17 protein-coding genes are annotated in these 19716 nt (G+C 62.2%); 4 read left to right on the top strand and 13 right to left on the bottom strand.

Annotation, left to right across the window (positions count from 1 at the left end):
- Nucleotides 1-6: 6 nt before the first annotated feature.
- Nucleotides 7-957: a choline ABC transporter substrate-binding protein gene (gene choX, locus AABQ55_RS12235; protein WP_272805203.1), complete on the bottom strand. Its 951-nt coding sequence runs from the start codon at nucleotides 955-957 to the stop codon at nucleotides 7-9.
- Nucleotides 958-1061: 104 nt separating this feature from the next.
- Here choX and betI point away from each other — a divergent pair, with 104 nt between their 5' ends.
- The 3 genes from betI to AABQ55_RS12220 all read left to right on the top strand — a co-directional run bounded on the left by betI (nucleotide 1062) and on the right by AABQ55_RS12220 (nucleotide 3204).
- A complete protein-coding gene (gene betI / locus AABQ55_RS12230; RefSeq protein ID WP_272805202.1) occupies nucleotides 1062-1724 on the top strand; it encodes a transcriptional regulator BetI in 663 nt (220 codons plus the stop codon).
- 2 nt (nucleotides 1725-1726) lie between these two features.
- Complete coding sequence (locus AABQ55_RS12225; protein ID WP_272805201.1) at nucleotides 1727-1966, top strand: BrnA antitoxin family protein; 240 nt, start codon at nucleotides 1727-1729, stop codon at nucleotides 1964-1966.
- A 176-nt stretch (nucleotides 1967-2142) separates the two neighbouring features.
- Nucleotides 2143-3204, top strand: coding sequence for a TlpA family protein disulfide reductase (locus AABQ55_RS12220; RefSeq protein WP_272805200.1), 1062 nt, complete (start codon nucleotides 2143-2145; stop codon nucleotides 3202-3204).
- Nucleotides 3205-3504: 300 nt separating this feature from the next.
- On the opposite strand, the gene ftsH is transcribed toward AABQ55_RS12220, so the two are convergent.
- Together ftsH and AABQ55_RS12210 are read right to left on the bottom strand one after the other, a co-directional pair.
- Nucleotides 3505-5361 (bottom strand): ATP-dependent zinc metalloprotease FtsH, encoded by a 1857-nt coding sequence (gene ftsH / locus AABQ55_RS12215; protein WP_272805199.1) that lies wholly within the window; start codon nucleotides 5359-5361, stop codon nucleotides 3505-3507.
- 67 nt (nucleotides 5362-5428) lie between these two features.
- Complete coding sequence (locus AABQ55_RS12210; RefSeq protein ID WP_244765751.1) at nucleotides 5429-5614, bottom strand: hypothetical protein; 186 nt, start codon at nucleotides 5612-5614, stop codon at nucleotides 5429-5431.
- 234 nt (nucleotides 5615-5848) lie between these two features.
- Between AABQ55_RS12210 and AABQ55_RS12205 the strand changes: the two genes are divergently transcribed.
- Complete coding sequence (locus tag AABQ55_RS12205; protein ID WP_272807446.1) at nucleotides 5849-7630, top strand: PHA/PHB synthase family protein; 1782 nt, start codon at nucleotides 5849-5851, stop codon at nucleotides 7628-7630.
- 138 nt (nucleotides 7631-7768) lie between these two features.
- On the opposite strand, the gene AABQ55_RS12200 is transcribed toward AABQ55_RS12205, so the two are convergent.
- From AABQ55_RS12200 to AABQ55_RS12155, 10 genes are all read right to left on the bottom strand, one after another.
- A complete protein-coding gene (locus AABQ55_RS12200) occupies nucleotides 7769-8689 on the bottom strand; it encodes a LysR family transcriptional regulator (protein WP_272805198.1) in 921 nt (306 codons plus the stop codon).
- A 93-nt stretch (nucleotides 8690-8782) separates the two neighbouring features.
- A complete protein-coding gene (locus AABQ55_RS12195) occupies nucleotides 8783-9487 on the bottom strand; it encodes a class II aldolase/adducin family protein (protein ID WP_272805197.1) in 705 nt (234 codons plus the stop codon).
- Between the two features lie 2 nt (nucleotides 9488-9489).
- On the bottom strand, nucleotides 9490-10479 hold the full coding sequence (locus AABQ55_RS12190) for an ABC transporter substrate-binding protein (RefSeq protein ID WP_272805196.1): 990 nt from the start codon (nucleotides 10477-10479) through the stop codon (nucleotides 9490-9492).
- 15 nt (nucleotides 10480-10494) lie between these two features.
- Entirely contained in the window at nucleotides 10495-11601 is a 1107-nt protein-coding gene (locus AABQ55_RS12185) for an ABC transporter ATP-binding protein (RefSeq protein WP_272805195.1), read from the bottom strand.
- Between the two features lie 95 nt (nucleotides 11602-11696).
- The gene (locus AABQ55_RS12180) at nucleotides 11697-12743 is read right to left on the bottom strand and encodes an ABC transporter substrate-binding protein (protein WP_272805194.1); all 1047 of its coding nucleotides are present in this window, start codon (nucleotides 12741-12743) and stop codon (nucleotides 11697-11699) included.
- Between the two features lie 33 nt (nucleotides 12744-12776).
- The gene (locus AABQ55_RS12175) at nucleotides 12777-13829 is read right to left on the bottom strand and encodes an ABC transporter substrate-binding protein (RefSeq protein ID WP_272805193.1); all 1053 of its coding nucleotides are present in this window, start codon (nucleotides 13827-13829) and stop codon (nucleotides 12777-12779) included.
- 41 nt (nucleotides 13830-13870) lie between these two features.
- Nucleotides 13871-15616 (bottom strand): ABC transporter permease, encoded by a 1746-nt coding sequence (locus AABQ55_RS12170; RefSeq protein ID WP_244765758.1) that lies wholly within the window; start codon nucleotides 15614-15616, stop codon nucleotides 13871-13873.
- Nucleotides 15617-15655: 39 nt separating this feature from the next.
- Nucleotides 15656-16909 carry a flavin-dependent oxidoreductase gene (locus AABQ55_RS12165; protein ID WP_272805192.1) on the bottom strand — a complete coding sequence of 418 codons (1254 nt, stop codon included), beginning with the start codon at nucleotides 16907-16909 and terminating at the stop codon, nucleotides 15656-15658.
- 467 nt (nucleotides 16910-17376) lie between these two features.
- Nucleotides 17377-18933: a choline-sulfatase gene (gene betC, locus AABQ55_RS12160; RefSeq protein WP_272805191.1), complete on the bottom strand. Its 1557-nt coding sequence runs from the start codon at nucleotides 18931-18933 to the stop codon at nucleotides 17377-17379.
- A gap of 11 nt (nucleotides 18934-18944) precedes the next feature.
- Nucleotides 18945-19697: an amino acid ABC transporter ATP-binding protein gene (locus tag AABQ55_RS12155; RefSeq protein ID WP_272805190.1), complete on the bottom strand. Its 753-nt coding sequence runs from the start codon at nucleotides 19695-19697 to the stop codon at nucleotides 18945-18947.
- Nucleotides 19698-19716: the final 19 nt, after the last annotated feature.

Raw genomic sequence — 19716 nt, 5'->3', positions numbered from 1 at the left:
GAGATGTCACTGGATGCCGAGCTCCGCCTTGACCGCCGCAAGTCCCGGCCTGCCGTCGAAGGTCAGGACGTCCTTGAGCCAGGCCTCGAGCTTTTCCGGATGCGCTTTCAGCATCTTCTCGGCGGCGTCGCGCGCCTCCAGCCCGTCCGTCATGATCATGTTCATGCCCGCATTCTCGTAGTCGATGTCGAAGACGAGGTTGCCGAAGAACGCCGTCACGTTCGGGCATTGCCCGGGATAGCCCTTGCGAACGAGCGTGCGGACCGTCGCGCCGCCGAAGTCCGGTCCGAATTCCGCGTCTCCGTCCGCCAGATAGGCCATGTCCATGTTGACGTTCATCGGATGCGGCTGCCAGCCGAGGAAGACGATCCATTCCCGGTTTTCCACGGCCCTCTGGACCTGCGCCAGCATCGCGGCCTCGCTCGATTCCACGACCTCCCAGTCGCCGGTGAGGCCATGCGCCTTGCTTTCCACCATGTCGAGCAGCGGCTTGTTGGTGCCCGGCTCGATGCCGTAGATCTTGCGGTCGAGCTTGTCGGCAAACGTCTCGAGGTCGTCGAAGGAGGTCAGCCCGCCGTCGAAGACGTATTTCGGGACGGCCAGCGTGTACTTGGCCCCCGTCAGGTTGGTGGCAACGGGAATGACGGAACCGTCATCGAAATAGGCCTTGTAGTCTTCATCCTGCACCGGGCGCCAATTGCCCAGGAAAACGTCGATATCGCCGTTCCTGAGGGAATCGAAGGTGATGTTGAGGGCAAGCATCGTCTGGCTCGGTTCGTAGCCGAGCGCGCCCAGAATGATCTCGGCGGTGGTGTTCGTGAGCGCGATATCCGTCCAGCCGAGATCGGCAAGGCGCACCGCCTTGCACTCCGGCGCGTCGGCGGCGAGCGCGGCATGGGCCGGCGCGAGACATGCGGCGCCGGCCGCAACGATCATGGCGAGTGCTGTCCTGTTCATAAGCGTTCCCTTTCTTGGTTTTCCCGGAAGGATAAGGACGATGATTTTTAAGGCAAGCAAAAATTTGTTAAAGCGTACAAAAATTTGATCTGCTACGGAAAACCATGCAGCAGAAACCGAAGAAGCAGCGAACCCGTATCGAGGACGTCCGCCGCGTCGAACTGATCGACGCGGCCCATCGCATCTTCCTGAAGGAGGGATTGCGGGGCCTGACGAGCGCGAAGATCTGTGCCGAGGCAGGCCTCTCGCAGGGCATCCTCACCTACTATTTCAAGGACAAGGAAGAGGTTCTCTTCGAGATGGTGCGGATGAACAACCGCATCCTCGCCGAGGAGGTGGTCGGCAACCTGCGCCGCGCCCGCTCGGGCTGGGAGCGGCTGGTCGCCCTCATCGACGGAAACTTCCCCGCCCAGCGCTTCGACAAGCAGACGGCGAGCGCCTGGATCTCGCTCTACGCCGAAGCCTCGCACAACGAGCGTTACGCACGCCTGCTGCGCCCCTACTATCGCCGTCTCCGGTCAAATGTTTCCAGCATCCTGAAACCCTATCTCGATCAGGGCGAGATCGACCATTTCGTCCTTGGCTTCGCCGCGATGATCGACGGCCTGTGGCTTCGCCGCGGACATGCCGACATCGACCTGTCTCTGGAGGAGGCCAAGACGATCCTCATCGAATACGTCGGGAAGGCACTCGGGCCGGAGGTCGTACGACCGCTGGTCGAGCCGAACGCAAGCGCGCATCAACACACCGAAACAACAAGGACATGACGATGGCAACGACACCCCGACGCCCGGCCAACCCGAAAGACGCAGCCGAGGCATTGTTCAAGCCGGCAAAGAAGATCGCCGCGCCCGCCGTTGAAAGGCCTGTGATCCCCAACACCCGGGAACCCGTCACGCTGAAGATCGACAGCGATGTCCTGGCTTATTTTCAAGCGGAAGGACCCGGCTGGCAGGAGCGCATCAACCACGCCTTGCGCGCAGCGATGAAGACGTCTTCCGGCCTGTGATGGGCGATATTGCGCAAGATGCAGGAGGAAAGACTGGTGTGAATAACGCCCGCGCGCCGTCGAGGATGACGCGCCTCTTTCCGGAACGCCTTCGGCGCACCATGTCGTACGGCGAAGGCGGCAGGTGAAGCAGCGGTCGCCGACCATCTGGTTTTCAAAGCACGGAGGAAAGCTCCATGACCAGCAATCCTGGTTCGGTGAAGCGACTGCTGCCGGGAGACGCGGCGCCCGCACTGGTACTTTCCAGAAACCTTGCAACGGGAGCGCATTCTCCTCGCGTCGTGTTCAACGAGACCAGCATCGTGGTCCTTTGGAACGCTGGATGCAGCGGCTGCCTGCCGGCGATCGCGACATATTCCAGGGCAGCAAAGGCCCTCGGCGTGCCGATGTACGGCGTGGCCATCATGGTGCGCGACCTCGACAGGACGATCGAGATCGCTCGCCAGACACCGACGGATGCCTTGCTTGCGCACGAGCAGGTCGATCCAGCGCAGGGCGGCCTGTCCCGAGGCCTGGTGACGCGCGCGTGGCTGGAGGCGAGCGGTCAACGCGGAATCCCGGCCGCGTTCCTGATCGACAGGGACGGCAAGATTGCCTGGATGGGGCCTCTCGATGACGCCATTCTCGACCCGTTGCGCGCTGTTTTCGACGGCGTATGGGATGTAGAAGCTGCGCGCCGGCATTGGGAGAATGATGTCTCCGATAACGATGTCATTCATTTGGGCATTCGTCGGGACATTACCGATGCAATGCTGGCAAACGACCTGGAGCGCGCGCGAAGCTTGATCGACGAGGCTGAACGCGACAGGCCCGAACTGGTTCACGACCATGAATTCGCGATGGAGAAGCTGATCCTGCTTGCCGCCGTGCCCGAAACCGCCGCCGCGGCAGGCAGTTACTACGACACCTGCGTCCGGACGTTCGCGGACGACCCGCTGCAAACCCTCTCCTTCACTGATTGCGTTTTGCACAGGAAGGTGCCGGTGGAGGTGTTTTCGCAGGCAGCGCACGATGCGTTGAAGCGCGTGGAACACCAGATCGACGGAATGGCGGACCAGCTCATTCCCCGTCTTCGCTTTCATTTCACTTCGGCAAGGCTTTGCCGCCGCCTCGGTGACGAGGATGGATATCAGCGGTGCGTGGACGCCCTTCGTGCGCTTGCCGCAAATGAAATCACGTCATTCGACCTCAAGCAGCGGATCGCGGCCGAAATCCACCGGCTACACGAGGAGCGTTGATTTACCGGTGCTCTTGATGGGATCCGGCCTGCCGACCTTCTGCCGCTCAACGGCACCAGCGGGCTCGTTCGCATGGAGCATTAGACCGCGCGCAGATACCGCCAGCGTTGTCCGAGCCTTTGTCGTATCAAGGGGGGCGCAACATCAAGACAGAAATCCCGATGAGCGTATCAAGCAATCCAGCGAGATCCCGGCTTGACGCCCAACGGGTCTTCACCGCAAAGCAGGCGGAGAAGCGGTCAAGGCCGCCTGACGTCGCCCGGCTTGTTTCGCATGGCGAGATCGTGCAGGTCAGAAACTCTATGAAGAAGTCGTTGCGCGGCCTGTGGCCGACGGATTGACCCGCCGTTCCGAAATCCCCTCCCCGCGCCGGATCGGCGGGAAATCGTCCGGCGTGATGGTCTCGCGCTCAAGCAACAGGCGGGCACCGGCCTTGAGGTCGTCTATGCGGGAGCGCAGCAGTTCCTTCGCCGCCGTGGCGGCCTCGTCAAGCATCTCGCGCACCGCAAGATCGACTTCCCGCGCGGTCGCCTCGGAATAGTCCCTGGGATGAAGGCGGGCGCCATCGCCCAGCCACTGCTGTTTCTCCGCCTCGAGCACGACCTGGCCGATGGCGGCGCTCATGCCGAACCGGGTGACGCTCTGGCGCGCGACGTCGGTCACCTTGGCCAGATCGTCCGCCGCGCCGGTCGAGACCTCACCATAGATGACCTCTTCCGCCGCGCGACCGGCAAGCAGCACGATCATCCGCTCCTTCAATTCGCTTGCGGTGATCAGGAAACGGTCGTCGGTCGGCCGCTGCAGCGTATAACCGAGAGCACCGATCGAGCGCGGAATGATCGAGACCTTGTGCACGGGATCGGTCTTCGTCAGCGATGCGGCGGCGAGCGCATGGCCCATCTCGTGGTAGGCGACGCGCTCCCGCTCCAGCGGGCCGAGCAATCGGCCCCGCCGCTCGGCGCCGGCGACGATGCGCTCCACCGCTTCGGTGAAATCGGCCATGGTCACCTGGTCCGCGTCGCGACGGGTGGCGAAGATGGCCGCCTCGTTGACGAGATTGGCAAGGTCGGCACCGGTGAAGCCGGGTGTGATCCCGGCAATATCGCCCACGTTCACTCCCGGCGCGGTCCTCACCGCCTTCATGTGAACCCTGAGGATGGCTTCGCGGCCCTTGCGGTCAGGCCGGTCGAGCACGACCTGGCGGTCGAAGCGCCCGGCGCGCGTGAGCGCCGGATCGAGGATCTCCGGCCGGTTGGTCGCGGCCAGCAGGACGATGCCGACGCGCGGATCGAAACCGTCGAGTTCGGAGAGCAACTGGTTGAGCGTCTGCTCCTTCTCGTCGCCACCGCCATAGCCGCCAAACGGCGTGCGCGCCCGGCCGAGCGCATCGAGTTCGTCGATGAAGATGATGCAGGGAGCCGCCTTGCGCGCCTGCTCGAACAGATCGCGCACGCGGGCCGCGCCGACGCCGACGAACATCTCGACGAATTCGGACCCGGAGATCGAGAAGAACGGCACGCCGGCCTCGCCCGCGACCGCCCGCGCCATCAGCGTCTTGCCGGTTCCGGGCGGGCCGACCAGCAGGATGCCCTTTGGAATGCGCGCGCCAAGACGCCCGTATTTCTCCTTGTCCCTCAGGAAGGACACGATCTCCATGAGCTCAAGCTTGGCCTCGTCGACGCCGGCGACGTCCTCGAAGCTCACGCCGGTCTCCCGCTCGACATAGACCTTCGCCTTGGACTTACCGATGTTGATGAGGCCGCCCATGCCCTGCCGCTCGGCAAAGCCTCGGAACAGGAACATCCAAAAGCCGAAAAAGAGCAGCACCGGCAGAACCCAGGAAAGGATGGTGGTAAGCCAGTTGCTGTCGGTGCCACCCGTCACCGCAACCCCCGCCCTGTCGAACACGGCGACCGCGTTCGGGTCCACGCGGGTCGATACGAAGAGGCTCCGGCCGTCCTGTGGTTCCTTGAACTGGCCCTGGATCGTCGTCTCGGTAATCGTGACCGACGCCACCTTGCCCTGATCCACCATCCGCATGAGCTCGGTGTGAGAGAGTGGAACGACCTCGCGCCAGGCCAACCATGCCTGGAATGCGCCGAGCAAGAAGAGCGCCAGGAGGAAATAACCGATGTTGAACGTATGCTTCCGGTCCATGTCGATTACCCCCATGCGATATAGCCGGCTTGTTTCCTTTCACGTTCCGGAGGCCGTATCCTTGATGTCAGTCAAACGAATGACGTCCGGTGACCTTGCCTGTCTTGCCCGCCGCGACCCATGGGCGGACTGATCCAGAAGCAGGCGCGACGTCGCGCCGATGCGCGAAAAAGCGGGTCTGCACCGGTGGGACAATGGGCCAGGCGAAGGCCGCAACGATCCGCTCCGCATCCGTCGCATTGCCACCGGACATGACGAGATCCCGTTTTCCCGTTTCGGTACGGCCTGATTCCAGGCGGTTTCGCGCAATGAAACTTGATCTGCGTCAATGGAGGTGGGGAATGCCCTCTATAGGGTGCGTCCTGTCCGCAGGATGCCCCCCAGAGCGGGCCACGGCCGGATGCGAAATGCGATTTGCCTTTCAAGCGGGCATGTCTTGCGCCCGAACCTGCCGAAGGAGACGACCATGAACAGTCCGGCGAGCGAGATGCCGCCCTTCCGGCAAGCGGCGTACCTGCCGCCCGTCCCGAGAACGGAGGAACTGGGAAGCGAAGCCTTCCGGGCGATCGACCGCATGCGGGAGGCGATCGCCGGTCAGCTCAGCGCCGGGCTGTCGCCGGCCGCCTTCGCGCTCGCCCTCATCGACTGGTCGATCCATCTCGCCTCAGCCCCCGGAAAGCGTCTTGAGCTGATCGACAAGGCGAACCGCAAGGCCGTCCGCCTGCTTTGCCATCTTGCCGCGGCGGCGGTCGATCCGGACGCACCCCCGTGCATAGAGGCCCTGCCCGGAGACTACCGCTTTTCCGATGCGCGCTGGAAAAAGCCGCCGTTCAGCATCTGGGCCCAGGCGTTCCTGCTCCAGCAGCAATGGTGGCACAATGTCACCAACGAGGTGCCGGGCGTCACCCCGCATCACGAGGATGTCCTATCCTTCGCCGCCCGCCAGGTTCTCGACGTCTTCTCGCCCTCCAACATGCCCTTGACCAATCCGGAAGTGCTGGAAAGGACGATGCGGTCCGGCGGCATGAATTTCCTCGATGGCTGGCGCAACTGGGTGGAGGACGCAGGCCGCCTCGCCGCCGGCCAGCCGCCTGTTGGCACGGAGGATTTCGTCGTCGGCCGGGACGTCGCGGCGACGCCGGGCACGGTGATCTACCGCAACCATCTGATCGAGCTGATCCAGTATGCGCCGGCGACGGAGGGCGTGGCGGCCGAACCGGTGCTGCTCGTGCCGGCCTGGATCATGAAATATTACATCCTCGACCTCTCGCCGCACAATTCGCTCGTGCGCCATCTGGTGGAGAAAGGCCACACCGTCTTCTGCATCTCCTGGCGCAATCCCACGGCGGCCGACCGCGACCTGACGATGGACGACTACCGCCGGCTCGGCGTGATGGCGGCGCTCGATGCGGTCAATGCCGTCGTTCCCGGCCGAAAGGTCCATGCCGCGGGCTATTGCCTGGGCGGCACGCTGCTGGCGATCGCGGCGGCCGACATGGCGCATCGCGGCGACGACCGGCTGGCAAGCCTGACCTTGCTTGCCGCGCAGACGGACTTCACCCAGCCCGGCGAGCTCGCCCTCTTCATCGACCACAGCCAGGTGCATGTGCTCGAAAGCATGATGTGGAACCGCGGCTATCTTTCGGCCGACCAGATGGCGGGCGCCTTCCAGCTCCTGCGCTCGAACGACCTCGTCTGGTCGCGCATCGTGCACGAGCACATGATGGGCGAGCGCACGCCGATGATCGACCTAATGGCCTGGAACACCGATTCCACCCGCATGCCCTACCGGATGCACGCCGAATACCTGAAGCGGCTCTATCTCGGAAACGAGCTCGCCGCCGGCCGCTTCATGGTCGAGGGGCGCCCCGCCGCGATCCAGAACATCCGCGTGCCGATGTTCGTGGTCGGCACCGAGCGCGACCATGTCGCGCCGTGGCGGTCGGTCTACAAGATCCACTATCTGAGCAACACCGACCTCACCTTCGTCCTGACCAGCGGCGGCCACAATGCCGGCATCGTCAGCGAACCCGGCCGCCCGCGCCGACGCTACCGCATCGCCGTGCGCACAGCCGACGGGCTGTGCGTGGGCGCCGATGAATGGGCCGAGACGGCGGAGGCGCGGCCGGGCTCGTGGTGGGAGGCCTGGACGGGCTGGCTTGCCGCGCATTCGGCGCCCGAACGGGTCGACGCCCCGGCGATGGGCGCCCGCCGCAAGGGCTACAAACCCCTCGCGGATGCCCCGGGTGCATATGTTTTGCAAAGGTGAACCGCCGATGGCGCAGCAGATCGCAGGAACAGTCGCCGGTCGATCTCGCTTAAGACAAGCAAAGCTGAACATGCTCGCCGGCGCGGGCAGATTTCCGCAGGCAGTGCTGGAGCGAATTCAGGAAACGATTGCCAGCGGTCAATCGATCCGTTCAAAGGCAAAGCTTTCGGCAAGCGACGCGATGGACCGTTCAATCGTGGTCTGCGCCAAGTGCATCGCACGCGTTTGGAATTGCGTCACCGGACGCAGAAGGAAGAGCGTTCGGGTAAGCGGCGGGTTCACGATGCGACGCGCTATGAGGGTCCCTGCCTTGACCTCGCGCGCCACCGTCCCGAACGGCAGGACCGCGCACGCCGTGCCGTCGGTGATGAGCCCCTTGATCGCGTCCATGGACTCGATCTGGAAAGCGACGTTCAGGGGAAGGTCGAATTCTACCATAGCCTCCTTGAGCAATTGTATGATCTGGCCCTTTTCCGTCGGAATGACGAAGGTGGCGTTCGTCAGCTCGGGCATGGTGATCGGCTTGTCTTCCCCGAAGGGGGAGTTCGGGCTCGTGATGAAGAAGACCGCTTCCCGCAGCACAGGTTGCTTTCGGATCGCCTTGTGATCCGCAACGTTATAAGCAAGAGCGAAATCGAGATCTCCCTGGGCTACCCTGTCTCGGAGAATGTGGCTCATGTCTTCGACCAGTTGCACGGAAATCGATTCGGAGAGATGGCTAAGCTCCCGAGCCAAGGTGCCAGCAAGCATGGCGGACAGGCTGCCCGTCAGCCCTATTGAAAGATGCTCCTTCTCATTCTCCGCAAAGGACTTTATGGACTTCTTCACGTCGGCGACATGCGCAAGCAGCTTGCGAGCTTCCACAAGGAAATATTCGCCCGCCGGCGTCATCGCCGTACCGCGACGGCCCCGCTTCAGGAGCCTTACGCCCAATTCGTCCTCAAGAGCGCTGATTTGCGCGCCGAGTGCCGGTTGTACGATATTTAAGGCCGCAGCCGCCCGCGTGATACTGCCCAGCTCACAAATGCAGACGAATGACTCAAGCTGGCGAATGCGCACCGAATCCCGCCTCCCTTTTTCCAATGGTGAACCAGCGACACTATCATGGAACAGACTGCTGGTCAGGATTGGAAGCCTGATGCGGGCTTGCGCTCAAGCATTCAAACCCGCTCGTGAAAGGTGGTAGTCCCATACCCGCTCAAGCACGCGCGGATCGAGGTTCTTGGCGCCTGAAAGAGCAACCTCCCCCGGCGTCAGCGCCCGCGGCTCGCCGATCGCCAACGACTGCAACAGGACATCCGCATTGCGGCAGAGTTGTATGCTGCGCATGACAAGCTCGCGGATGCTGCCGCCCACGACCACGGCCCCGTGATTGCGCAACAGCACGGCCGAATGCTGGCCGAGTGCGATGGCAAGCGATGCCCCCTGCTCCCGCGTCGAGACCAGCATGTCGGTGTCGCCAAACGCAGCCTGCTCGTCCCAGAGGGGCACGTTCATGCCGACCGTCGCTCCCACATGGGTGACCGGGACCCATGGCCGCCCGGTCACGCAGAAGGGCATGATCGCGGGCGAATGGAAATGACAGATGGCGCGCACATCCGGCCGGACCCTGTAGATCGCCCCATGGATGATCCGCTCAAGATAACCGCCGCGTGTATCGGAGCCGATAATCTTCGAATCCGCGTCATAGTGCTGGATATCGTCCAGCGTCACGAGTTCCGGGCTGCGGGAGCGGGAGATGTGATAGCCGGTCTTTGCGCCGCGAATGCTGACATGGCCGAAGGCATCCAGCACCGCCTCATGCGCCAGGATGCGGTTCGCATGAACCAGCTCCACCAGTGCCGCCTGATCGCCCATGCTCACACCACGACCTTGGTCATGATACCGGGCGTGAAGATTTCTTCCGGTGTCATATGCCGCTCGGCAATGCCCTGCTGATGGGTGTAGAGCAGCATCTGCTCGAAGGTCTTGCGGTTCTTGTCGATGCCGAAGGGGAACGGATCGGCGCCGAAAAGATCGCGCATCCTGCGGGCATAGATCGGCATCCAGGCGAGCGGATAGCGCGAAACCGCCGGATCGAACAGGCGCTCCAGGCTGCGCCGCTTCGATTCCTCGAATGCATTGTAGAGATTGCGCGCCACCCAGGGGTTTTCCTCCACGACATGTTTCCGCATCGCGACGATATGCATGATCGGCCAGACGCCGGTCGTCCTGTAGTATTCCTCCTCGCGTTCCAGGAAGTCCGGGATCAGCCGCTCGACACGCGGATCCTCTTCGAGGAAGCAGGTCGGTGGGCGGGCGATAATCGCGCAGTCGATCTCGCCGCACGCGAGCATTTCAGACAGCGACTTGTCGGCGATGCGGTCGATCGCGACACCTTCCGGCAGTTTCAGGTCCACCTTTTCGATACGGCCCGGCGCGTTCGCGCCGGCCTGCACCCAATGCACGTCCTGCAGCTTGACGCCGACCTCGTTGTGCATCCAGCCGCGCATGTAGACGGCTGCGGAATGCGCCCATTCCGGCACACCGATCCGCTTGCCTTTCAGGTCCGCGACGGTTTTGATGCCGGCCGCCTTGTTGACGTAGAAGGAGGAGAACCGGAAAAGCCGCGAGCAGACGACCGGCAGGCCAACGATGTCGCTGTCCGGCCGACTGACCTGCGCCATGAACTTGGCAAAGGACAGCTCCGCCACGTCCCATTCGCGGTTGAAGGTGAAACGGGCGAAAATCTCGTGATGGCTCAGCATCGACCAGGTGTGCTCGATGCCTTCGGCGTTGACGGTGCCCAGGCGGAAATCGCGAAAGTGATCGTAGTCGGTGGTGGCAATCGAAAGCTTCAAACGGTTCATGACAGTATCCGGAACTCAGCGGGTGATGATGTTGACCTTGGCGGGGTCGATATTGACGAGGATGGGATTGCCGATCGGCGTGCGAAGGCTCGGATGAACGCGCGCCAGAAGCCGCGTTTCGCCGACTGAGACCATGTAGTCGACACATTCGCCGAGGAAGACCTTGGTATCGACGCGACCTTCGAGAAGATTGCCGGACGCACCGTTCTCCTTGCCGGGCTCGATCAGATGGACGTTCTCCGGACGGATCGCCACAGTGAGCTTGTCACGCACGTCGAGCGCCTCTTCCGATACGACTTCGATGGTGCCGGCCGGGCTTTCGACCGCCCAGCGACCGGCCTCGCTGCCACGCGCGGCAACCTTGCATTCCATGAAATTCGAGGAACCGATGAAATCCGCGACAAAACGGGTCTGCGGCGCCTCGTAGATGTCGCGTGGCGAGCCGAGCTGGACAATCTGGCCGTCATTCATGACGGCGATCTGATGGGAGAGCGCCAGCGCCTCCTGCTGGTCATGCGTCACGTAAAGCGTCGTGAGGTTCAGCTCGCGCTGAAGGCGCTTCAGTTCGAAGCGCATCTGCTCGCGCAGCTTGGCGTCGAGGTTGGAGAGCGGCTCGTCGAGAAGCAGAAGCCGTGGCTCCATGACAAGCGCCCGGGCAAGCGCAAGTCGTTGCTGCTGACCACCGGAAAGACGCGTCGCCTCGCGGCCCGCGTAACTCTCCAGCGCCACCGCCTTCAGCACCCGCTCGACCTTCTCCTCGATCTGCTTCTTGGAGAAGCCGGCTTTGCTGACCCGCAGCGGAAACGCGGCATTCTCGAAAACGCTCATATGCGGCCAGATGGCGTAGCTCTGGAAGACCATGCCGAAATTGCGGCGGTTCGGCGCCACGAAGACGCCCTTGCCGGCGGAATAGACGGTGACGTCCTCGACGGAGATATTGCCCTTGACCGGCCGCTCGAGGCCGGCGATCGAGCGAAGCGTCGTCGTCTTCCCGCAGCCGCTCGGGCCAAGCAAGGTGAAGAGCTTGCCTTGCGGCACATCGAAGGAGATATCCTTGGCGGCGCGGACGGCCTTGCCCTTGCCGTCGGCATATTCGGTCGTTAGTCCCTGAACATTGAGCATTCAACATCTCCTCACGTCCGCCGCGCTCCCCGCACGGCCGGTCTTCATCAGCGGGACATCGCGGACGTTCGCGATGTCCCCGTTCGATCGGTCACCTACTTGACGGCCTTCTCGAAGGTGTCGCGCCACTCGGCAAGCTTGTCGAGCATGGCGGCGCCGTCGACGACCTTGACGTCGAGGCTCGTCGGCAACGGGGCAATCTTGATGTTGGTCGGCGTGAAGCCGCGTTCGGCAAGAATCTTCTGGCCGTCCGTCAGCGTGAAGTCCTGGAACAGGATCGCCGCATTCGGATGCTTGGCGGTCTTGGCGATGCCAAGGCCGTTGACGCGCGCAACCGATGGGCCGAGTTGCAGGGACTTGATCGGTGCACCGTCCTTGTTCATCTGATCGACCTTGTAGAGATAGGTCGTCAGCGCCAGAGGCACTTCGCCGGAGGCCGCCAGATTGGTCAGGAGCGTATGCCCCTTGCGCAGCGAGATGCCGTTGGTATCCGCGAGCCTGGTGAAGAAGTCGATGCCTTCCTTCTCGCTCGGGAAGCTGGCATTGACGGTAGCAAGCCAGTCGTAGGCCTCCGCTTCGAGGCCGACCTTGCCCTTCCACTTCGGATCGAGCAGGTCACTCCAGGCGTTCGGTACGTCCGCCTCCGAGACGAGGTCGGTGTTGTAGGCCGCCGTGATGATATTCAAGCGGCTACCGACCCATTCCTTATGTGCGGGAACCGCGCCTTCGAAAATATCCGGAATAATGGGCGACGAGACGGGCTGCAGAATGTTTTCCCGGTGCAGCGCTTCGAGTTCCGGCCCGTTCGTCTCGATCAGGTCGGCATCATGGCGGCCCGCCTTGATCTCGGTAACCGCACGGCGGAGCACATCTTCAGAACTGCCGCGCCAGACGGTGACCGGGATATCGTATTTTGCAGTGAACGCCTCGGTCATCGCGGTAACGTCCTCGACGGGCGTAGCCGTGTACAATGTCAACGCCCCTTCCGCCTTCGCCGCAGCCACCAACTTTTCCAAGCGGTCCGGACCGTTGTAGCTGGAGGCCTCGTCGATCGTCTGCGCCATCGCCGATGTCGCCAGGAAGGCTCCGACGAGAGCCGCCGTGCGCGTCAAATGTTTCAGCAAATTCAGGGTGTCTGGCATGTGGTTCCTCCTCCAAAGAATTTCTGGGCCTTGTCACTGAAAGGTGGTCTCGAACGTCTCGCGCCATTCCGTAAGCGCGTCGAGCATCCCGGTCGGCTCGATGACCTTGACCTCCATGCCCGCCGGGAATGGCACTTCTTTCGTGTTGGTCGGCGTAAAATGGCGCGACGCCAGGATCTTCTGTCCCTCCGTCAACGTGAACTGCTGATAGAGGATCGCGGCATTCGGGTGCGCGGTGGTCCGTGCGACGCCGAGCCCGTTGATGCGGGCGATGGCTGGCCCCAACGACAAGGCCTTGATCGGCGCGCCGTCCTGTTCCATCTGGTGAACACGATAGAGATAGACCTGAAGCGTGATCGGCAGTTCGCCCGAGGCGGTCATGTTGGCAAGCTGCGGGTGGCCCTTGTGCAAGGGCGGGCGATTGGTCTCGGCAAGCTTCCTGAAGAAGGCAAGCCCCTCCTCCCGCGAGGGGAAACTCTGGATCACCGTGGCCAACCAGTCGTATGCCTCCGATTCGATGCCGATCCTCCCGGCCCACCTGGGATCAAGGAGATCATCCCAGCTCTTCGGTACATCCGCCTCCGAAACGAGCTCGGTGTTGTAGGAGGCCGTGATGACATTGAGACGGCTGCCGACCCATTCCCGGTGATCCGGCACCGCATCCGGAAAAATCTCGGAGAAAACAGGTGAATCGACGGCCTGCAGGATGTTTTCACGGTGGAGGGCTTCGAGTTCCGGACCGTTCGTTTCGATCACGTCGACGTCGTGGCGGCCGCCCTTGATCTCGGTAACGGCGCGCCGCAGCACGTCCTCCGAACTGCCGCGCCACAAGGTTATCGGAATACCATACTTCGCGGTGAAGGCGGCGATCACCTGATTGACGTCGTCTACCGGCGTTGCCGTGTAGAGTGTCAGCGTTCCCTCCTTCTTCGCGCCGGCGACCAGTCTTTCCATCCGGTCCGGTCCGTCATAGGCGGCAACTTCGGCGACCGACTGCGCCAACGCGGGACCTGCGGCAAGGACAACGACGAGACCGAGCGCGAGCACCCTGCGAGTAATGCCTTCATGGAACTTCGGATTGATCATCTCTTCCTCCCTTATCTCAAAGCCGGACCTCCCAATCCGGCTTACGCTTCCTTGACTCCGAACCTCTTGCCGACGAGCTGGGCGAGCATGACGACGATGAAGAGCGCAATGATCATCATCACCCCGAAGGCGGAGAGTTCGACATACTGGCCGTTCTGCCAGAGCTCCCAGATGACAATCGACACCACTTCCGAACCGGGGCTGTAAAGCAGCACGGAACTGGACAGTTCACGGATCGAGACGACGACGATGTAGATCCAGCCGGCGAGCAGGCCGGGCTTCAACAGCGGCAGCACGATGCGCACGAAGCTCTGGCTCCAGGAGGCGCCGCTCATCGCTGCCGACTCTTCGAGGTCCTTGTGGATCTGCAGCATCGACGTGGTGTTGTAGCGGATGCCGTAGGGCATGAAGCGCGTCACATAGGCGATGAAGATGATCCAGGTCGTGCCGTAGATGCCGATGTCGAGATAGAGGTAGCAGATCATCACCGACAGGCCGAGCACGAGCCCCGGAAAGACCATCGGCAACGAGGCGACATTGTCGAGCAGCCACCGCGCGGGCAGCTTGGTGCGGATGACGATCCAGCAGATGACCGCGGTCAACAGCATGATCGTCGTTGCGGCGCCAAGCGACAGCATCGCGCTGTTCCATACCGCCTGGCCGACCATCGGGTAGTTGATGACCTTGACATAGGCATCGAAGGAAAGGCGGCTCAGAGCGGACCAGGAGGGCACGCTGTAATACTTGTTCAGCGACGACCAGAAGAGCACGAGGAACGGCAATACGATGACCAGGATCATGTAGAGGACGATCAGGATCGCGGCGGGAATGCGCCACACGCCGAGGTCGAACGGCCGCGGCCGAAATCCCTTGCCGGTGACGGTCGAGTATTTGCTCCCCTGGCTCGACAGCTTCGACTGGAAATAGATGCCGAAGGAAGCGATCAGCAGCAGCACGACGGCATAGGCGGAAGCCAGCCCGACATTGCTCGGATATTCCCGGATCGCCTCGTAGATCGACGAGGTGAAGACCTCGATGCCGACCGGCATGCCGAGCAGCGCCGGAACCTCGAAGGATTCGATCGAGCGGATGAACAGGATGAAGAACGAGGCGATCAACGCCGGCCAGACGAGTTTCAGCGTGATGCGGAACATGATCTGGCCGATGGACGCGCCGGACATCAGGGCGGATTCTTCCAGCGACGGGTCCATGGAGCGGAATGCCGCCGACATCAGCAGGAAGGCGATCGGCGAATAGTGCAGCCCTTCGACCCAGATCATGCCGCCCATCGAATAGATGTCGAAGACCGGGCCGGAGAGACCGAACATGTTTTTGAGCATCAGGTTGAAAAGCCCGATCTGCGGGCTCGCCACCATGATCCAGGATACGGTGAAAAGGATCGACGGGATGACCAGAGGCACGATGGAGGCCGCATAGAACATCATCTTGAAGGGCGTGTTCGTCCGCTCGTTGAGCCAGGCGAAAAGGGTGCCGATGAACAGCGCCAGACAGGACGTGCCCGTTGCGAAGACCACAGAATTGCGAAACAGCGGCAGAATGCTGCTGTCGGTGAGTGCCCGCACATAGTTACCCAGCGTGAAGATGGCCGGAATGTCGCCTGCGGCAGGCGTCATGAAACTCTGCCACAGAAGGAAGACCAGCGGCACCAGCGCCAGCCAGCCGACGATCAGCACCGCGGCGCCGATGATCAACCATTCCGGCCTGATGCGGCCGAAGAAGCTCGGCTTTTCGACCGATTTTGCGAAGCTGCTTTCGTGTAACGACATCCCGACCTCCCGAACGAAATGCTGCCGGCAAGCCGGGGATCAAACCCCGGCCGGCGACATCGCGAGGTTTTCCTTATGGTAGCCCGCGATCTTCTGGTAGCTGGTGGATAGCTTCTCGAGATCCTCGTGGCTAATCACCTTGTTGATGTCGTCGAACGGCTTGTCGCCCGTCCGCTCGTAGACTTCGCGCAAGATTGCATCCGGCGGGTTCTTGCGGTTGGTGAGCACGACCTGCGCGGTGGCCGGGCGGCGGATCGCCTCATAGGCATGCATCGCCTTGACGGGATCGCCTTCCTTGACGATCGCGTCGGTCAGCGCCCGGCAATCGAGGATCGCCTGAGCCGAACCGTTGGCGCCACGCGGATACATGGGATGGGCGGCGTCGCCGAGCAACGTCACGCGACCGAAGGTCCACTGGTTGAGCGGATCCTGGTCCACCATCGGATATTCGAGGATGGCGTCGGCCGCCTTGAACAGCGCCGGGCAATCCAGCCAATCGAACTTCCAGTCCTTGACGACATCGAAGAAGTCCTCGAGGCGGCCCGGCTTGTTCCAGTCGCGCTGCGACTTGTAGCTCTCCGTCGCGATGTCCACGACCCAGTTGATGAGCTGCGTGCCCTCGCCGTCGATATTGTCGCGGATCGGATAGATCAGCACCTTGGCAGTATTCAGCCAGCCGATGCGCACCATGCTCGCACCGGTAAGGAACGGTTTCCACTTGGTGACGCCGCGCCACATGTTGATGCCCGAGTAACGCGGCGGCCCCTCGTTCGGATAAAGCTGCTTGCGGATCTTCGAATGGATACCCTCCGCGCTGACAACCATTTCGGCCTTCACCGAAGGACGTGCCGAGCCATCGCGCGGATCGACGAAATGCAAGGTGACGAGGTCGTCGTCCTGTTCGAAACCGGTGCACTGCCAGCCGGTCATCAGGCGGTCGGCGCCACAACGCGCCTTGAAGGCCTCCACCAGAACCATGTGCAGGTCGCCGCGGTGGATCGAGAACTGTGGCCAGTCATAGCCGGCATAACGACCGGTCGGCTCGCTGAAGATATGCTGGCCGTAACGATTGTAGAAACCGGATTCCCTGGTGGTGATCGCCACCTTGGCCAAAGCTTCTTCGAGGCCGAGCTTGCACATTTCACGCGCGGCATGCGGGAGAAGATTGATCCCGACCCCAAGCGCCTTGAGTTCCGGGGCGGCTTCGTAAACCCGCGAGGCAATCCCCTGCTCCTTGAGCATCAGCGCGAGCGTCAAGCCGCCGATGCCTCCTCCAACGATCGTCACTTCCATTCGTCTGCTCCCATCTGAGAATTGCCCGTTCCCCGCAAAGTTGCGGGATACGTGTGGTCAGTCGGGACTCTGGGCAAAGCTCCGCCGGCGGCCCGGACACCCGAAACCGTCGCCAATCTCAAACTTTTCCGATCCTCCCGCTCATCGCGACTGCCGCGACCCGAGCCGCCCGATCTGCGATGTTGATGAAAGGGGTAGAGCCATTCTTGCCAATTGACAAATAGATAGATTGTTTGAAGTCATCTCAAAAACAGATGACTGAAAAACGGATGACCACACGAACGGTTCGTTGGACGGTTCGACCCGCCTACAATTCAAGATCAGAGAATCTTCAATGGAATCATTTACTTGAAGTGACAGTCCAGACGGACGCCGGCGCGGCCGTTCTCATGTCGGCTGACTGAGGTGTTCGCGGCGAAGGCTGCCGCGCAGGCGGATGCGGCAACCCGGGATATCGGACGGTGGGATCAATAGTCGGCGTATGGAAGATAGGAACGCCGCTCCACATCGGGGAAACGCTCGCCGGTGCGCACGAACCGCGTGTGTTCCTCGATCGGGTTGGGATAATGTTCCCAGCTGCGCTGCTTGCCTTTTTGCATCGCCCTGTTGACGAACTGGCGCACGCGCTGGCTCTGCATGACCTCCGCACGGAGCCTCGGCAGATCCCAGATCGCCTCGACCGCCTCCAGCAGCCGTTCGAGTTCCGGCTGGAAGGCAGGATCGTCCGCCAGGTTGCGCGTTTCGCCGGGATCGGCGGCAAGATCGTACAACTGCGTGGGATAGGCCTCCGACACCACGATCTTTCTGGCGCCGCGGCGCAGCATGACGCGGGGAGCCTTCGTTCCTCCGTCGATGTGTTCGGCCATGGTCACGCGCTGCGGATCGTCCTTGGCGAGCAGGGGAAGAAGGCTCCTGCCCTCGTGCGGCGTGACGAAAGCCCCCGCCTCACCACCCCCGAGATCGACGAGGGTCGGCAGCAGGTCGAGAAGCGAGACGGGCGCGACGATCCTCGAAAGCCCCTTCCCATCCGGACGATAGACGACCAGCGGGACGCGGATGGCGGGATCGAAGAGGTTCTTCTTGAACCACAGGCCCCGTTCCCCGATCATGTCGCCATGGTCGGATGTGAAGATTATCACCGTCTCATCGGCGATGCCCGCATCCTCCAGCGTCTTGCGCAACTCGCCGAGCTTGCGGTCGACATAGCTGATCATGCCGTAATATCCGCGGCGCGCGCGCCGGTAGATCTCATCCGTCACCTCGAACTTGTCGAGGCTGTAGTGGAAATAGAGGGACCGGCTATGCGGGTCCAACGCGTCGAGCGGAATCTTCGCGGTGCGCGGCGGGTCGATGCCCTCGTCCGTATAGAGGTCCCAGTATTCCCGCGTGATGACGTATGGATCATGCGGCTGCGTGAAGGAGACCGTCATGAACATCGGCCGGCCATCGCCGTAGCGCCGCCAGTCGAAAATGTGCTGCGCCGCCCGCCGTGCGACCTCGTCGTCATAGTCGATCTGCTGGGAGCGGGCGAGCGGGCCTGCGTCGGCGATCGTCTCGACGCTGGAGACCCCGAACGGCACCTTGCCCTTGGCGACGATCTCCTCGTCCTCCAGCTCGTCATAGGTTTTCGGCGGCACCCAGCTGAAGTCGGCCGGATAGATCTCGGTCGTCAGCCTGTCCTCATAGCCATGATGCTGATCGGGGCCGACGAAATGCATCTTGCCGGAGATGCAGGTGTAGTAGCCGGCATCGCGCAGATAATGCGCGATGGTCGGAACGGCCGCCGGAAACTCCGCTGCATTGTCGAAGGCACCGATCCGCGACGGAAGGCGTCCGCTCATCAGAGCGAAGCGCGACGGCGCGCAAAGCGGGTAGTTGCAATAGGCATTTTCGAAGACCGAGCCCTGTTCCGCCAGGCGGTCGATGTTCGGTGTCCTGCAGACCCTGTTGCCGTAAATTGAGAGCGCGATGGCCGTCAGCTGATCGCACATGACAAGCAGGATGTTCGGTTGCTTGCGACGCATGCTTTTTCCCCTCAATGACCGAGAATCTGGCTCAGGAACAGTTTGGACCGTTCGTGCCGGGGATTGTCGAAGAAATCGGACGGAGCCGCCTCCTCGACGATCCGCCCCTTGTCCATGAACACGACCCGATCGGCGACCTTGCGGGCAAAGCCCATTTCGTGGGTCACGCAGAGCATCGTCATGCCGTCCTGCGCCAGTTCGATCATGACGTCGAGCACCTCCGAAATCATTTCCGGGTCGAGCGCCGAAGTCGGCTCGTCGAAGAGCATGATCTCCGGCCGCATGCACAAGGCCCGCGCAATGGCAACGCGCTGCTGCTGGCCGCCCGAGAGTTCGCCCGGATAGCTTCCGGCCTTCTGCGGGATCTTCACGCGCTCGAGATAAAGCATCGCCTGCTCCTCGGCGGTTCTCCGATCCTGCTTGCGCACCAGCATCGGTGCGAGGACGCAATTCTCCAGTACCGTCAGGTGCGGGAAAAGGTTGAAGTGCTGAAACACCATGCCGACGTCCCGGCGGATCTCGTCGATGTTGGCGAGGTCCTCGTTGAGTTCCGTGCCGAGCATCCTGATGATGCCGGCCTGATGATCCTCGAGCTTGTTGAGGCACCGGATCAAGGTGGATTTCCCGGAACCGGAAGGACCGCAGATCACGATCTTCTCGCCCGCCGCCACGCTCAGGCTGACGTCGAACAGAACCTGATGGGCTCCATAGAACTTCGCGAGGCTTTTGACGTCGACGGCAATCTCGCCGCTTTGTGTGCTCATCTCCGTGCCTTTCATCGGA

The organism is Shinella sp. WSD5-1 (genome assembly GCF_963942435.1).
GTDB classification, from domain to species: domain Bacteria; phylum Pseudomonadota; class Alphaproteobacteria; order Rhizobiales; family Rhizobiaceae; genus Shinella; species Shinella yambaruensis.
The sequence above is the reverse complement of the archived record's forward strand: the minus strand, read 5'-3'. Positions and strand labels throughout refer to the sequence as shown.

Excerpts from the sequence above, each read along its gene's own strand:
- choX (WP_272805203.1), bottom strand. The coding sequence starts at position 957 with ATGAACAGGACAGCACTCGCCATGATCGTTGCGGCCGGCGCCGCATGT.
- betI (WP_272805202.1), top strand. The coding sequence starts at position 1,062 with ATGCAGCAGAAACCGAAGAAGCAGCGAACCCGTATCGAGGACGTCCGC.
- AABQ55_RS12225 (WP_272805201.1), top strand. The coding sequence starts at position 1,727 with ATGGCAACGACACCCCGACGCCCGGCCAACCCGAAAGACGCAGCCGAG.
- AABQ55_RS12220 (WP_272805200.1), top strand. The coding sequence starts at position 2,143 with ATGACCAGCAATCCTGGTTCGGTGAAGCGACTGCTGCCGGGAGACGCG.
- ftsH (WP_272805199.1), bottom strand. The coding sequence starts at position 5,361 with ATGGACCGGAAGCATACGTTCAACATCGGTTATTTCCTCCTGGCGCTC.
- AABQ55_RS12210 (WP_244765751.1), bottom strand. The coding sequence starts at position 5,614 with ATGTCCGGTGGCAATGCGACGGATGCGGAGCGGATCGTTGCGGCCTTC.
- AABQ55_RS12205 (WP_272807446.1), top strand. The coding sequence starts at position 5,849 with ATGCCGCCCTTCCGGCAAGCGGCGTACCTGCCGCCCGTCCCGAGAACG.
- AABQ55_RS12195 (WP_272805197.1), bottom strand. The coding sequence starts at position 9,487 with ATGGGCGATCAGGCGGCACTGGTGGAGCTGGTTCATGCGAACCGCATC.
- AABQ55_RS12190 (WP_272805196.1), bottom strand. The coding sequence starts at position 10,479 with ATGAACCGTTTGAAGCTTTCGATTGCCACCACCGACTACGATCACTTT.
- AABQ55_RS12185 (WP_272805195.1), bottom strand. The coding sequence starts at position 11,601 with ATGCTCAATGTTCAGGGACTAACGACCGAATATGCCGACGGCAAGGGC.
- AABQ55_RS12180 (WP_272805194.1), bottom strand. The coding sequence starts at position 12,743 with ATGCCAGACACCCTGAATTTGCTGAAACATTTGACGCGCACGGCGGCT.
- AABQ55_RS12175 (WP_272805193.1), bottom strand. The coding sequence starts at position 13,829 with ATGATCAATCCGAAGTTCCATGAAGGCATTACTCGCAGGGTGCTCGCG.
- AABQ55_RS12170 (WP_244765758.1), bottom strand. The coding sequence starts at position 15,616 with ATGTCGTTACACGAAAGCAGCTTCGCAAAATCGGTCGAAAAGCCGAGC.
- AABQ55_RS12165 (WP_272805192.1), bottom strand. The coding sequence starts at position 16,909 with ATGGAAGTGACGATCGTTGGAGGAGGCATCGGCGGCTTGACGCTCGCG.
- betC (WP_272805191.1), bottom strand. The coding sequence starts at position 18,933 with ATGCGTCGCAAGCAACCGAACATCCTGCTTGTCATGTGCGATCAGCTG.
- AABQ55_RS12155 (WP_272805190.1), bottom strand. The coding sequence starts at position 19,697 with ATGAGCACACAAAGCGGCGAGATTGCCGTCGACGTCAAAAGCCTCGCG.